Origin of the sequence: Secundilactobacillus angelensis, assembly GCF_012641075.1 — a bacterium.
Taxonomy (GTDB): Bacteria; Bacillota; Bacilli; order Lactobacillales; family Lactobacillaceae; genus Secundilactobacillus; species Secundilactobacillus angelensis.
Genome location: NZ_JAAXLJ010000011.1, coordinates 45,099 through 58,917, shown reverse-complemented (window position 1 = coordinate 58,917; position 13,819 = coordinate 45,099). Strand labels below are relative to the sequence as shown.

The 13,819-nt window shown below is 42.2% G+C and carries 13 protein-coding genes and 1 pseudogene; 10 read left to right on the top strand and 4 right to left on the bottom strand.

The window, feature by feature from the left end; translation table 11 throughout:
• Positions 1 to 309: 309 nt before the first annotated feature.
• Complete coding sequence (locus tag HC026_RS13180) at positions 310 to 483, top strand: hypothetical protein (RefSeq protein ID WP_456300133.1); 174 nt, start codon at positions 310 to 312, stop codon at positions 481 to 483.
• Positions 484 to 579: 96 nt separating this feature from the next.
• Positions 580 to 1,950, top strand: coding sequence for a branched-chain amino acid transport system II carrier protein (brnQ, locus tag HC026_RS07485; protein WP_168925370.1), 1,371 nt, complete (start codon positions 580 to 582; stop codon positions 1,948 to 1,950).
• Positions 1,951 to 2,072: 122 nt separating this feature from the next.
• Here brnQ and HC026_RS07480 read toward each other — a convergent pair whose 3' ends face one another.
• Positions 2,073 to 2,273, bottom strand: a complete 201-nt coding sequence (locus HC026_RS07480) for a hypothetical protein (RefSeq protein ID WP_168925369.1) — start codon at positions 2,271 to 2,273, stop codon at positions 2,073 to 2,075.
• A 21-nt stretch (positions 2,274 to 2,294) separates the two neighbouring features.
• Positions 2,295 to 3,251 (bottom strand): annotated as a pseudogene (locus tag HC026_RS13100) (helix-turn-helix domain-containing protein).
• Between the two features lie 383 nt (positions 3,252 to 3,634).
• On the opposite strand from HC026_RS13100, the gene HC026_RS07465 reads away from it, so the two are divergent.
• On the top strand, positions 3,635 to 5,056 hold the full coding sequence (locus HC026_RS07465) for an MFS transporter (RefSeq protein ID WP_168925366.1): 1,422 nt from the start codon (positions 3,635 to 3,637) through the stop codon (positions 5,054 to 5,056).
• A 28-nt stretch (positions 5,057 to 5,084) separates the two neighbouring features.
• Positions 5,085 to 7,055 (top strand): glycoside hydrolase family 127 protein, encoded by a 1,971-nt coding sequence (locus HC026_RS07460; protein WP_168925365.1) that lies wholly within the window; start codon positions 5,085 to 5,087, stop codon positions 7,053 to 7,055.
• A gap of 88 nt (positions 7,056 to 7,143) precedes the next feature.
• Here the strand turns inward: HC026_RS07460 and HC026_RS07455 are convergent, their stop codons facing one another.
• Entirely contained in the window at positions 7,144 to 7,668 is a 525-nt protein-coding gene (locus HC026_RS07455) for a helix-turn-helix domain-containing protein (RefSeq protein WP_089121607.1), read from the bottom strand.
• Between the two features lie 300 nt (positions 7,669 to 7,968).
• Between HC026_RS07455 and HC026_RS07450 the strand changes: the two genes are divergently transcribed.
• Together HC026_RS07450 and HC026_RS07445 are read left to right on the top strand one after the other, a co-directional pair.
• Positions 7,969 to 8,208: a hypothetical protein gene (locus HC026_RS07450; RefSeq protein ID WP_168925364.1), complete on the top strand. Its 240-nt coding sequence runs from the start codon at positions 7,969 to 7,971 to the stop codon at positions 8,206 to 8,208.
• A gap of 62 nt (positions 8,209 to 8,270) precedes the next feature.
• Positions 8,271 to 8,426: a hypothetical protein gene (locus HC026_RS07445; RefSeq protein ID WP_168925363.1), complete on the top strand. Its 156-nt coding sequence runs from the start codon at positions 8,271 to 8,273 to the stop codon at positions 8,424 to 8,426.
• Positions 8,427 to 9,499: 1,073 nt separating this feature from the next.
• Here HC026_RS07445 and HC026_RS07440 read toward each other — a convergent pair.
• Complete coding sequence (locus HC026_RS07440) at positions 9,500 to 10,072, bottom strand: NAD(P)H-binding protein (RefSeq protein ID WP_089121613.1); 573 nt, start codon at positions 10,070 to 10,072, stop codon at positions 9,500 to 9,502.
• A gap of 206 nt (positions 10,073 to 10,278) precedes the next feature.
• On the opposite strand from HC026_RS07440, the gene HC026_RS07435 reads away from it, so the two are divergent.
• The 4 genes from HC026_RS07435 (at position 10,279) to HC026_RS07420 (ending at position 13,817) form a co-directional block, all read left to right on the top strand.
• Positions 10,279 to 11,592 (top strand): NCS2 family permease, encoded by a 1,314-nt coding sequence (locus tag HC026_RS07435; protein ID WP_168925362.1) that lies wholly within the window; start codon positions 10,279 to 10,281, stop codon positions 11,590 to 11,592.
• A gap of 88 nt (positions 11,593 to 11,680) precedes the next feature.
• Positions 11,681 to 12,004 (top strand): MazG nucleotide pyrophosphohydrolase domain-containing protein, encoded by a 324-nt coding sequence (locus HC026_RS07430; RefSeq protein ID WP_168925361.1) that lies wholly within the window; start codon positions 11,681 to 11,683, stop codon positions 12,002 to 12,004.
• Between the two features lie 90 nt (positions 12,005 to 12,094).
• Positions 12,095 to 12,622, top strand: a complete 528-nt coding sequence (locus tag HC026_RS07425; protein ID WP_168925360.1) for a QueT transporter family protein — start codon at positions 12,095 to 12,097, stop codon at positions 12,620 to 12,622.
• A 139-nt stretch (positions 12,623 to 12,761) separates the two neighbouring features.
• Complete coding sequence (locus HC026_RS07420; RefSeq protein ID WP_168925359.1) at positions 12,762 to 13,817, top strand: ABC transporter permease; 1,056 nt, start codon at positions 12,762 to 12,764, stop codon at positions 13,815 to 13,817.
• Positions 13,818 to 13,819 lie beyond the last annotated feature (2 nt).

Below are 13,819 nucleotides of genomic sequence, written 5' to 3'. Positions count from 1 at the left end.
CTATCCCATCTTTCCGCTTCAAATAATTTCTAATCAAAACACCATCTCTATATTACCCATCATTATTGCTTATTTTTCGGTTTTTGACAACTAATTATCACTGCTTTCTTCCATCTATTCACATGAAATTTAGGTGAGATAAATATTCGATTAAATTAAAATAATCTAATTTTATCCTTGACTTTTAATTTTAAATGATTAATATTATCAACATAAACAAATTTCCAATCCACACATATTTAAATAGTTTGATTAAAGACTATGCGTAGAAGAGTAGTTACTGGCAAGATTCACAGGGAGCCTCAATTAGTGCGACGAGGTAATCGACCCAGCGATGAAAGTAATCTACAAGTCGTGACCGCGACGAATGTTCGAAGTGGTCACTGGGAATGCGCCCATTACAGCAATGAAGTATCGTGGACCGACCGCGCATCGGCTTGCCGTACTTTCAAAGTCAATCATCGCGAGGTGGTTGAAAATTAAGGTGGTAACACGTCGATAACACGTCCTTAGCTTTTATAAGCTAGGGGCGTTTTTTATTACCCCGTTATTCCGCCAAATTCACAGGAGGTTTTTGATATGAAAACGACACTCACAAAACGTCAATACATTATTTTAGGGTCACTGCTATTCGGCCTCTTCTTCGGTGCTGGTAACTTGATCTTCCCGATTCATCTAGGTCAACTCGCATCCGGTAACTGGGGTCCAGCTGCCATCGGCTTTCTGTTAACTGCTATTTTATTACCACTATTATCGATTCTTGCCATTAGTTTAACTCGTAGCAGCAGTGCCTATGACTTGGCACGACCAGCCGGAAAAGGTTTCGCCCTCTTCTTCTTAATCATGATTCACGCCACACTAGGGATTCTGGTTGCATCACCACGGACGGCCACTACAACCTTCGCCATCGGGATTCAACCCTTCTTGCCAAAGGCTTGGGACCAAATGGGATTATTGATTTTCTCATTCTTATTCTTCGGCATCTCATTGCTCCTTTCTTGGAACCAATCCAAGATCACTGATTACGTTGGTAAATTGCTTAACCCAATCTTACTTGCTCTCTTAGCCTTCATCTTCTTCATGGCATTTATTATCAAAGGCGACATCCGTCAAATCTCACTCTTCCCAGCTGGCTCAGGTGCTGGTAGCAATCTCATTAACGGGTTCCTACAAGGTTACAACACCATGGATGCCCTTGCTGGTTTAGGCTTTGGGGTTACGATCATCACGGCTCTCAAGTTCTTTGGAATGAATGAAACTGGCGCCCGTTCTAAGGCGGTTGCTAAAGTTGGTGCCATCAGCATGGGTCTCGAAGCGATCATCTACATCTTCTTGATTGCTCTTGGTGCTTCAAGTTTAAGTTACCTCAAGTTAAGTGCTGATGGTGGGACTGCCTTCTCTGGTATCATGGCCCACTACACCGGCATGATTGGTATCGCTATCCTCGGTGCCGTTACCTTCCTCGCCTGCATCACTTCATGCATCGGCTTGATGGCCGCCCTTTCCGAAGATTGGGGCCACCGTTTTCCAAAACTTGGCTACCATTTCTTCCTAACTTTCAGTTCCATTGGCGCCTTCATCATTGCTAACTTCGGTTTGGATCAAATCATCACTTACTCAACACCACTACTTAGCTTCATCTACCCATTAGCAATGTCTTTGATCTTTTTAGGTTTGCTGCACCCATTCATGGGCAAGAATCCGTTCATCTACAAAACCACGATCATTTTAACGTTCATTCCAGCCTTCCTGGATGCCTTTCACACTTTGCCACCATTCTTTGCCAACATGGGATTGTTCAAAGCCATCAACGCTTGGGCTGGTAACTTTATCCCACTCTTCAATCAAGGTTTGGACTTCTTCCCATTCATGCTGATTGGGATCTTAGGCAGCTGGGCAATTACCAAGCTCTTCAACTTACAGCCAACGGCTAGTCTAGAGAAGAAATAACTCATTTATTTCTATAAATAGAAGTCACATAGTTTCAGTTCCTCCAAACACACATAGTTAAGAAATGAAAGTGGCTCTCATCGGCAGTTTTAAAACTACCGATGAGAGCCACTTTTTATGGTTTATCCTTTATGACGATTACCGCGCCTGTCCAATGAAAAACTGATATAAATCAGTAATAAAACCACTCCAGCACCAAAAATGGTGGTCAAATTATTAGGAATTTGATGCGATTTCACAGCCCAAGCAATCCAAATTAAAATAATTTGAAGTGCCCAGGAAACGATCGATTGACCCGCAAAGTGTTTGGTAAATAGATTCATCATGTCTGCTCCTTTCCATTTTCATTCAGGGATACTGCCGTTTTCAGGAATATAATCAATTGAATCTGCAATCCGTTTAGGAATTGGAATCTGTGGATCAACGTGGGGATTGTTTAAATGAATTAAGTTATAGGATTTACGGTATTCCGACGGTGAAAGCCCCATCTCACTCTTAAAGCGGCGCATGAAAACTTTTGGATCGTTGAAATATGAGTTGTAGGCAATCTCCTTGATCGACATTTCGGTTCTGATCAACAGCAGCGTAGCCACTTCGATTTTAATGTGATTAAGATACTTTAACGTCGACATTCCCGTACAGTGTTTAAATAACCGCGTTAAATAATCTGGATTGAGATGAACTTTTTCAGCAATTTCAGCAACCGTCAGCGTATTTGAGATATTAGCCCGAATCCACTCTTTAACGTAATCGATTCGTGAGCTTTCGTCGTCGCTTAAATCAAAATGATGCCAATAAGAATTGTACAGCTGGATCAACAATGCTGATACCAGGTAATCCCGCTCTTCTATAAAGGAAAGCTCATTATGAATCGACAAAATTTGGTGAATCAAAATAGTGGTCTGTTCGTAATCAACTAATTTGAATTGCATGGGCAAATACAGCTGCTTATCGGTATGGTCACTGTCTTTATTTTGAATTTTGGAAAATAAGTCCTGAGCTTAAACATTCAGCATTTTTTCCTGCTGCTGTGAAAAGAAGTGGACCCAGTAGAAATCGACGTTAGCTGATTTTTTGTAACCAACCATTGTTGTAAACGGTGGCACGATCAGAATCTCATTTTGGCGTAACGTTAACCGCTCATTGCCAACCTGCAGATAAAGTGGATCCTTGATACAAAAAATGAGTTCATAGTCGCCTTTGTGAAACATTTCTTTATGTTTCCAAGGACCATCAGCTTTAAATTCGCCACCCTTGTAATATAACAGCGTCTTTGACAAGGTAAATGTTGAAAATAGCATAATACAAGCCTCCTAACGTGGCAGTCGGAAATGGTCACCAAATGTTTAAAATGAATATCAATTCTAAAGGTCGGAAACCGTCACCATTTGTCGAAAACAGTAGTATGTAAACGCTTCAACCGCCATAAATTATACACAAAATTAAGTCTAAAATATTAGTTTAGTCGGATTTAGTAACTCTTTATGCCATTATAGCCCTTTTTTGATCGTTTGAAAACGCTTACTATTTAATTGTGCACAGAAACTTAATCCGGATTTGAAAGAAGGTACCAAATTTGAAATCGTTTGCAATTGTGTTTTACCGAGCATTTCAAAAGGGTTAGCAATTTTTAGGTTTATTTTTAAGTATCAAAGTACCACTATAAAATTTGGGGGTTTTAATTATGAGCGCAAATGCAAATCACGTTGATCCAAACGCCAATGCTGCCAGTGAGTTGCTTAATAACGACCGGTTACCCTGGCACCGGAAAATAACTTATGGCTTTACCGATATGTCTGGGAACTTGCTTTACTGCATCATCAGTAGTTACATGCTGTATTTCTTCACTAACGTATTCGGCATCGGTGTTGGTACTGCTGGGGGACTGTTACTCCTAGGACGGTTCTTCGATGCAATTGGGGCACCCGTCATGGGGATCTTGGTTGACCACACCCACAGTAAATATGGTAAGAGCCGGCCATGGTTCCTATGGATGTCATTGCCATTTGCCGTCTTTGTTTGGTTACTGTTCACCACACCTGCTCTGAGCGGAACCGCAAAAATTCTCTATGCGGGTGTCATGTACATTTTAGCCGACTTGTCCTATACCGCTATGTCGACACCAATTACGTCAGTTTTACCTAACCTGACCTCTAATTCTGATGATCGGATGGCTGCCAACTCTATCCGGCTGGTTTTAGGTAACGTCGGTAACTTCTTCGCCGTTACTTTCATCATTCCATTTGCCGGCTTACTGGGTCATGGTAACGAGCAGCGCGGCTGGTCATTGGCCGTTGGTGTTTATGCCATCGTTGCCTTTATCCTACTGATTATCGCTTTCTTCGATATGCGTGAAAAAAACATTGAAGAAGAAAAAATCATTACAATCAGGGAAAGTTTGAAAGCCACTAAGGGAAACTGGCCATGGATTCTGATCGTATTGGCTAACTTAACTTACTGGACAGCCTTCATTGTCCGTAACTCAGCACTGCCATATTATTTCCAGTATAATTTAAACGACAAAGGTTTAATTTCATTCTTCAACGGCTTCTCCATTATCCAAGTCTTAGGGATGGCATCCGTACCGTTCTTCGCTAAATACTTACACAAATGGGGCACGACCGTCTTCATGCTTGGCTTAACAATGGTTGGTCAAATTTGGATGGGCTTCGCGGGTACTAACGTTACCTCAGCTTTGATTGGCTGGTGCCTCGCATGTATTGGTTCTGGTAGTGCCTGCACGATGTTCTTCGCCATGGTTGGTGATACCGTTGATTTTGGTGAATGGAAGACCGGTATCCGGGCTAACGGCTTCTTAACTGCCATTGGTGCTTCATTCTGTATTCAAATGGGTTCCGGCTTTGGTTCCTTCATCGCTTCAATGATCATGAAGGCCTTTGGTTTTACCGCTGCTCGTGCTCACCAGACAGCAGCAAGTTTAACTGGTATTCACGTTTCCTTTATCTGGGTTCCCGTAGCTATTTACGCCATTAGCTTGATTCTCATGGTCGTCTACCGTAAGTGGGAAAATCATGAACCAACTGTTAAAGCTGACTTAGCTAAACGAAACGCAGAAAAAGCCCAAACTGCTGAAAGTGCTAACTAATTAAGAGAATTGAAAGGAAGGAATTACAATGCAAGTTTTTACAACGCCCAAATTAAAACACGTGGAAATCACCTCTGATTTTTGGAAACGTTATCGCGAACTCGTCGTTAAAGAGGTCTTACCTTACCAGTGGCAAGTGATGAATGATGAAGCTGATATTGCAATCGCGGAAGATCCGCAAAATAATGGTCAAGACAAGAACAGTCACGCTGTTGCCAACTTGAAAATTGCCGCCGGTAAAATGAAGGGCCACCATTATGGTTTCCCCTTCCAAGATACCGACGTCTATAAGTGGCTGGAAGCCGCTGCATACTCTTTCAGTTATCATTCAAACAAAGACTTAAAGAAGATTACCGACGAGCTGGTTGATTTGATTGCTGAAGCACAGGATGACGATGGCTACTTATCTACCTACTTTCAAATTGACGCGCCAGAGCGAAAGTTCAAACGCCTGCAGCAGTCTCATGAGCTTTACACCATGGGCCATTACATTGAAGCCGGCGTAGCCTACTATCAGGAAACCGGTAATCAAAAGGCCTTAGACATTGCCACCCGCATGGCTGATTGCATTGACCGCAACTTTGGCCTTGATGATGGCAAGATTTCTGGCTACGATGGTCACCCTGAAATTGAGCTCGCATTAGCTCGCTTATACGAAGTTACTCACACCAAAAAATATCTGGAATTAGCCCACTACTTTTTGAATCAGCGTGGTCAAGATCCAGCATTCTTTGAAAAACAGATCAAAGCAGACGGTGAAACGCCAGATCGTGACTTGATTCCGGGCATACGCGCCTTCAAACGTGAATATTACTTGGCTGCACAGCCGATCAAGGATCAAAAAGTGCCCCATGGACACGCAGTCCGGGTTGTTTACCTGTGCACTGGGATGGCCTACGTTGCCCGTTACACACATGACCAAACCTTGCTTGATGCCTGCGACCGATTCTGGAACGATTTGGTCAAACGGCAAATGTACGTGACCGGTAATATCGGCCAAACCACCACTGGTGAAGCCGTCACTTACGATTACGATTTGCCTAATGACACTGACTACGGTGAAACCTGCGCATCCGTTGGGATGTCGTTCTTCGCTCGGCAAATGCTTTCGATCCGGGCAAAGGGTGAATACGCTGACGTACTGGAAAAGGAACTCTTTAACGGTGCTTTAAGCGGCATGGCGCTAGATGGTAAACATTTCTTCTACGTCAACCCACTGGAAGCAGATCCCGCAGCCAGCAAGGGTAATCCAGGTAAGTCTCACGTACTGACCCACCGGGCTGACTGGTTCGGCTGTGCCTGCTGCCCTGCTAACTTAGCACGGCTCATTACATCAGTTGATCAGTATCTTTACACGGTAACTGAAGATAACACGATTTTATCTCACCAGTTCATTTCTAATGATGCTCAGTTTGACGACGGTATCGAAATTAATCAAAGTAACGGTTTCCCTTGGAATGGCGATATCCACTATGAGATTAAAAATCCTAATGGCCAAACCTTTAAATTAGGTCTCCGAATTCCGAGCTGGTCGGCTGACTTTGGCTTAGAAGTCAATAGCAAAACTGCTACCCAACCAGTCAAAGATGGGTTTATCTACTTTGATATTACTGATAAGTCGACAACGATTGATCTTTCATTGGATATGCGCGTGAAGTTCATGCGGGCAAACAACCGTGCCAGTGCTGACTTCGGTAAGGTTGCGGTTCAGCGCGGCCCAATCGTTTACGCAGCTGAACAAGCCGATAATCCAGCCCCACTGTGGACGTATGAAGTGGACACCAAGACAAAGCCAAGCAGTGCTTATGAGGATAAACTGCTAAACGGTGTTGAAGTGGTTAAAGTCAACGCTAACCAGGTACAACTTGATAGTGATGACGGTCCTTTGTATACGGAAGAATCCGACCAATCCACCCAGTCAACTGAGCTGACTTTAGTGCCCTATTATGCATGGGCTAACCGTGAAAATGGTCAAATGCGCGTTTGGTTAAATAAGTAAATCAGTTAATTACTGACAAGAAGCCTCCCGAAACAGATTTGTTTCGGGAGGCTTCTTTGAGTTGTTTAGCCGCTAATGAAACGACCAACTAGTTCACTCTATAAACGTGTGTCTGCGGTGCAAAAAAATTGTCGGATACAATAATGCCAGTACCCCAAAGACTAATCAGTATCACTACCGCACAAACTAAGTAGATTGTCTTATAAAGACTGTTATAGCGACTGTTTCGCCACATCACGTATACTGGTAGTAGTATCCCGACCGGTGGGACAATTGCCGAAATGAGAGCTAACATGACTAAAATCAAACCTTCATCGCGATTTTGAAATAGATTTCGATTCACTTTTTTTAACTGTTTTGGCTTCTCATGGATCTCGATATTATTTACGCCAATCTTAGCCTTCATCTCATCATTATCCTTTAAAAGACTATCGACAGACACATCGTACAACTGACTTAAAAAGACTAAGTTATCAATATCGGGGTAGCCACGGTCGTTTTCCCACTTTGAAAATGATTGCCTCGAAATGTGCATAATGGTTGCGGCATCATTTTGCGATAATCCAGAACTTTTTCGTGCCTCACGCAAGCGTGCCCCTAAAGTTTCCTGCATAACATACCTCCACGTTGTCTGTTACATTAATTAGCCATTTGATAATAACATATAGCAGTTTTACTCATAGCCTTTATAGGTATTCATTTGTTTAAAATGGATACCTGTGTCCAGGGCTACTTCCAGTTTACATGTCGTTAAGTAAACGCCACGTTTCTATTCAAGGCGCTACTCTAGCGTTATATTAGATTTACGCTCATGTAGATGAGTAACTTCACCAATTTTAGAAGAATTGCTATGCTATTGCATTCTTCTAATGCGGGGGAAAAAAAAAAGAAATAAAATAGCGGAGGACTAGCGATGAAATCTAGAAAACCTTCAAAAGTGTTCATTAAGCCTTACGATAAATGGAACCGGCGTCTTGATTCTCTGGCGGCGATTGGTTTGGTTCTAATATTTATTACCTTTTTTTATCATCCACTTTGGCTGACAGCCCTAACCTCAATCAGTTTTTTTGTAAATATTTTAGCTTATTTAGGTTTACTTGTACTCAATGCTCGTAAAAAAAGAAAACTATCTAAGATAAACCATGATAGGTGACCATAAGGAGTAAGAAACGCTTAAAACAATGTCAAAACGGAATTAAAGAATGGGGAGTAGAAATGCAAAAAATGTTATCTAACATTATTTTTTGTCTAGGAATATTATTACTAGGGTTCGGACTCAATTACACGCTGACGACCAAAGCGATTGGTGGTTTGCTAATTTTAGTGGCAATCCTTTTAGATCCTAAAGTCTGGCGGCATATTAAACAATAACTATAATGACACGCAGCTATATAAAATTGAGGTGCTTTTTGATATTGCTTATCATTTTTACAGCGTAAACCCTACGTAAACTCGTGTAACTTAAGCGTTCCTCGCGCGTCCTAGTAATAAAATGTAACCTCAATTTCAGGAGGTTGCGTCATTCAAAAATGGTGAATTTTTGAAATGCGTCACTAGACGTTCATCAAAGTTAAAAACTAATAAAATAGTGGAGGAACATCGATGAGACCTATAAAGCCTTCAAAAGTGTTTATTGAACCTTACGATGACTGGAATCGGCGCCTTAGACCGTTAGACACAATTACTTTTATTTTATTAATCGGTACCATTTTCTATCATCCACTTTGGCTAGCACTTTTAACGTCTATCATCGCTGTTACAGACGCCTTTGCTTCTATAGGCTTAATTGTACTCAATGCTCGTAAAAAAGGAAACTATCTAAGATGAACCATGACCGATGATTTAAGTGGAAATAAGAAGCGGCTTGAGGAGTCATTTAACTCCCGCCGTTGGTGTAGCACTACTTCTGCCCACTTAGCAGCTCATTCCAACCATATTACCAACAAATAATGACGGGAAAAGCAACCATCACGTCCTAAAAAGCACATATTTTCCAATTTAAAGGTGGCAATTATAAATCATGGTCATATCAATAAAACGGATTTTAATCCTACTAATCAGTTTGCTGGTAGCAACTGGGGCTACACTCTTTTTAGATGTAACCATTTATGTTAAGGCAATACTATGCCTGCTATTTTCAATTTTGAACTTCATTTTACTTAAGAATCTGCTGCAAACAAAGCATCTTCTCCACTTGTTAATAGAGGATAGCCGTAAAACTGTACCTACTTGGCTAGAGTTACTTGCTGGACTATTCGTTGTCATTTGGTCGCTGCAAGTGGCTCCAGATCTTACACTCATAGAGAACCTTGTTTGGATTCCAACCAATGCTATTTGTGGCTTCAGTACACTTTATGTGATTTATAAGTTAATTAAACTGGTGCATTAACGCTGGCTTGAAAAGGCTCCCGAAACATTCTGTTTCGGGAGCCTTTTTAATGACGCTATTTTCCTACCACTGCAATCGATTGATTAACATGAGTCCCATTTTGAATCTCCTCAACCACTACCTGCGCAAACGCTGCAACGCTAACCGGTTTTACTGGAACCGGCTGTCCTTCATTAATGAGTTGGACCTCAGCAGATCCAACTTGATCATCGATAATCGGCCGTAAGACGGTGTACGGCATCTCAGCCTCATCCACAATTTTAATGCCATAACGTTGCTGTTTGAGAAACTCTTTAACATCGGTAATCCCGGAATATGTAAGCGGGCCATCAACTTCTTGATCAATACCCGCAACCGAGCGCATCACGGTTCTGACGGTTTGCTGCTGCTTTCGAAGTGCGGTGAAGACGGCTTCTAACTTCCAATCAACATCCATTCCAACGAAATCGGAGTAGATGACGTCCACTCCTTTAACTGCTTCCATATAAGAAGCTGCTTTACGGGCATCGACGTAAAAATCAGCGCTTTTATCAACTTCAGAAAAGCCGACCACTTCCAGCCCAGTCAGCTGTTTAGCCACCAACTGCGCCACTGGCTGATCGATGCCTAAAATTAAACACTTTGTCATATCTCTAACCTCATTTCGTTAGTTTCCGTAATTACTTTACACTATATTCCAACTATTTTCTTCAGCAAATTCCGAACATTTGTTTTTTAAAATAAATATTATTCGTATATTGCAAACGATATAAAATAATGTTACTATAATATCTGGTTTCTTTTGATGAAACACGAACATTATAGCAATTATTTTAGAAGAGGGAGTTAATTCTTATGGGCCAAAAAATCGCGTCATACTTTCAGTTCGATGAGTTAGGGACATCATATAAGAAGGAATTCCTAGCAGGTTTGACCACTTTTATTTCGATGGTCTACATTCTTTTCGTTAACCCCAACGTTTTAGGGGTTTCTGGCATGGACAAGGGGGCTGTCTTCACTGCCACCGCCTTAGCTAGTGCTTTTGGCTGTTTCTTAATGGGAATCGTTGCCAAATATCCGATTGCCATTTCCGCTAGTTTAGGGATCAACGCTTTCTTCTCATACACCGTTGTTTTAGGAATGAAGATTCCTTGGCAAACAGCCTTGGCTGGTGTGTTTGTTGCCTCTATCTTATTCATGATTCTAACCGCGTTTAAAATTCGTGAGATGGTGGTTGACGCCATCCCTCGTGATTTAAAAATGGCCATCAGTGCCGGGATTGGATTATTCATCGCCTTCATCGGTTTAAGTGACGGTGGTTTAGTTACCGCCAACAAATCAACCATGATTGGTTTAGGTTCATTACACGTTGGCTCAACTTGGTTAACCATTATCGGCTTACTCCTCACCATCATTTTAATGAGTGCTAGAGTGCCGGGTGCCATTTTCATTGGGATGGTCATCAACGTCATCGTTGGTTTATCAACCGGCTTGATTCATGCACCATCTCAATGGGTCTCTGGCGTACCAAGTATTCATTCCACTTTTGGGGTCGCTCTGATGAACGTGGGTCACATCAATACCTTGCAGCTAGGTGTGGTCGTTTTGACCTTCTTACTGGTGACCTTCTTTGATACTACCGGGACGTTGGTTGGTTTGACCGAACAAGCCGGTATCGTTAAAGACAACAAGATTCCTCGTATTGGTCGGGCTTTGACAGCCGATTCTACCACAATGGTTGTTGGTTCTTTACTTGGGACTTCACCAATGGGCGCCTTCGTTGAATCATCCGCTGGGATCGCCGTTGGTGGTCGTTCCGGGTTTACGGCTGTGGTCGTCGGGGTATTGTTCCTATTAGGCTCATTCTTCTCCCCACTGCTGACAGTCATTACTAGCCAAGTAACTGCCCCTGCCTTAATCATTGTTGGGACGTTAATGGCACAATCCTTGAAGAACATTCACTGGGAAAAGTTCGAAGTTGCGGCTCCCGCCTTCCTGATTTTAGTTGGGATGCCATTGACTTACAGTATTTCAGATGGGATTGCTTTAGGCTTCATTACTTATCCGCTCTCAATGATCGCAGCAAGACGTGGTAAGGAAGTCAGTCCGATTATGTACGGTTTAGCCGTTGTCTTCGTCATCTTCCTATGGATTTTGCAAGCTGGTTAATGTGTTACAATTCAATTATATAAATAAAACGGCGGTTCCCTTTAGTGGGAACGCCGTTTTAAATTTCCCGGGAAATGAGGCAATTTTTGTGACTATTCAAGAACACCAAGCATGGATCAAGCAATTTTACGAAGAACGGAACTGGTACCGGTTCAATCCTCTCATCCGGATGAACTTTTTAACTGAGGAAATGGGCGAACTTTCCCAAGTCGTCCGCACCATTGAACTTGGTCGTGATCACCCTGGTGAACACAAGGCAACTGCTGAGGAACTCCGAAATCATCTGAAAGAAGAACTATGTGACGTTTTTGATCAAACCTTAATTCTCTGCAGTAAATATGATTTAGACCCAGCGGAGGTTTTTCAATATGGCGAAGATAAGCTGAAACGCCGATTTAATTCGGAAGCCTAACTTGAAATTAAGGTCTAAATACGGTAACGTATACCACTGTTGTATGTATCGCACTCATTTTAATATCTCAAAACGGAGGAAGAATTTACGATGAATTCTAAGACAACTCACTTCGGCATCAACTCGGTAGCGGATATCGCCCGGGTTGCTGTCATCGCTGCACTCTATGTCGTTATCACGACGGTCTTGGCAGCCTTTAGTTTTGGACCTGTCCAGGTAAGACTGGCAGAGATGCTTAATCTATTGGCCATTTATAACAAGCGCTACGTGATCGCTGTCCCCCTCGGCGTTGCCATTGCCAATCTGGCTTCACCATACGGGATCATTGACATTATCTGGGGCAGTTTATCAACTTTTGTGACCATGCTAGTCCTTTACTTTGTCGCCAAGCATATTTCAAATTTCTATGGCAAATTAGTTGCTGGTGTTTTGATCGTGACGTTCTCAATGTTCACGATTGCTCTGGAACTGGCTTGGCTAGGTAACGCTGCTTTTTGGCCAACTTTCTGGATTAACTGGGGTACCATTGCCGTTGGTGAGTTTATCTCACTAACCATCGGTGCCATTCTATTAGTCTTGATGAGTTTCCGAATCGATTTAAATAAACTTTTTGACTGACTTACACCCACTTCTCACTAATTTTGCAGTGATGAGTGGGTATTTTTATATTTTAAAAGTCTCCCAGTTGCGCTTAGGTACCAATTGCTTTATGGTTACATCATAATAACTGTAGCTATACATTAAGGGGATTCAGCAGATGTTTCTAGCATTAAAAGAAATCAAAAAAGAAAAGTTTCGATCGGGTCTGATTATTGTCATGATTGTGCTCATCAGTTATCTGATTTTTATTCTGACAAGTCTCGCTATCGGATTGGCTCGAGAAAATACCGACGCCATCAATTCCTGGGGTGTCGAAAAAATGACGCTGAATTCCACTGCTAATGTTGATATGCGGCAATCGTTTTTAACCAAAAAGCAGGCTGGCACACTGACCAAGAACGAAGCCTATTTAGGTGAAACACCTGTCGTAGCCGAGGCCAAGGGACATAAGCAGCAATCAGCCTTCTTTGTGGGACTAAAAGCCGATCAATTCATCGCCAAAAACATTAAACTTGAATCTGGTCGCTGGGTTAAACATCCCCATGAAGTTGTCGCAGACGACTCATTAAAGCTAAAAGACTACACACTCGGCGATAAGTTCAAAATAGCGGACGATAAAACCAAATTTAAAATCGTGGGTTTCACTAAAAACGCTAAGTTAAATGTCACCCCAGTACTTTACGGTCAGCTCGGCACATGGCGTGCACTTCGCGGTATCGCAATGGGACCAATCAGCAGCGTAGTGGCCTCGAAAAATAGCCAGTACCAATCTACTCAATCAGGAACTAAAACCTACACTCGGCAACAAATTATCAATAAATTACCCGGTTATCAGGCACAAATTTTAACCTTCGTGCTCATGATCAGTTTCTTAATGATCATTTCACTGATCATCATTGCGGTCTTTCTCTACATTCTCACCATGCAAAAATTACCAAATTACGCTGTCCTGCGTGCTCAAGGCATTCCAAGTCGAGTACTCGTCAGCGCAACAATCAGCCAATCATTATTACTGGTCTTCAGTGGCCTGATTATTGGAACCGTTCTAACGGTCATCACTGGCTTTATTATTCCAGCTCAAGTCCCAATGGCCTTTGATATTCCAATGTTGACAGCGGTCGGCCTGGGAATATTGATTATGGCATTGATTGGTAGCCTGATCCCTGTCAGAACCGTCTTAAAGGTCGATCCAGTTTCAGTAATCGGAGGTTAACT

Bases quoted from the DNA above. Each gene is read 5' to 3' on its own strand.
- HC026_RS07460 (WP_168925365.1), top strand. From the start codon at position 5,085: ATGCAAGTTTTTACAACGCCCAAATTAAAACACGTGGAAATCACCTCT.
- brnQ (WP_168925370.1), top strand. From the start codon at position 580: ATGAAAACGACACTCACAAAACGTCAATACATTATTTTAGGGTCACTG.
- HC026_RS07440 (WP_089121613.1), bottom strand. From the start codon at position 10,072: ATGACAAAGTGTTTAATTTTAGGCATCGATCAGCCAGTGGCGCAGTTG.
- HC026_RS07420 (WP_168925359.1), top strand. From the start codon at position 12,762: ATGTTTCTAGCATTAAAAGAAATCAAAAAAGAAAAGTTTCGATCGGGT.
- HC026_RS07465 (WP_168925366.1), top strand. From the start codon at position 3,635: ATGAGCGCAAATGCAAATCACGTTGATCCAAACGCCAATGCTGCCAGT.
- HC026_RS07455 (WP_089121607.1), bottom strand. From the start codon at position 7,668: ATGCAGGAAACTTTAGGGGCACGCTTGCGTGAGGCACGAAAAAGTTCT.
- HC026_RS07450 (WP_168925364.1), top strand. From the start codon at position 7,969: ATGAAATCTAGAAAACCTTCAAAAGTGTTCATTAAGCCTTACGATAAA.
- HC026_RS07425 (WP_168925360.1), top strand. From the start codon at position 12,095: ATGAATTCTAAGACAACTCACTTCGGCATCAACTCGGTAGCGGATATC.
- HC026_RS07435 (WP_168925362.1), top strand. From the start codon at position 10,279: ATGGGCCAAAAAATCGCGTCATACTTTCAGTTCGATGAGTTAGGGACA.
- HC026_RS07445 (WP_168925363.1), top strand. From the start codon at position 8,271: ATGCAAAAAATGTTATCTAACATTATTTTTTGTCTAGGAATATTATTA.
- HC026_RS07480 (WP_168925369.1), bottom strand. From the start codon at position 2,273: ATGAATCTATTTACCAAACACTTTGCGGGTCAATCGATCGTTTCCTGG.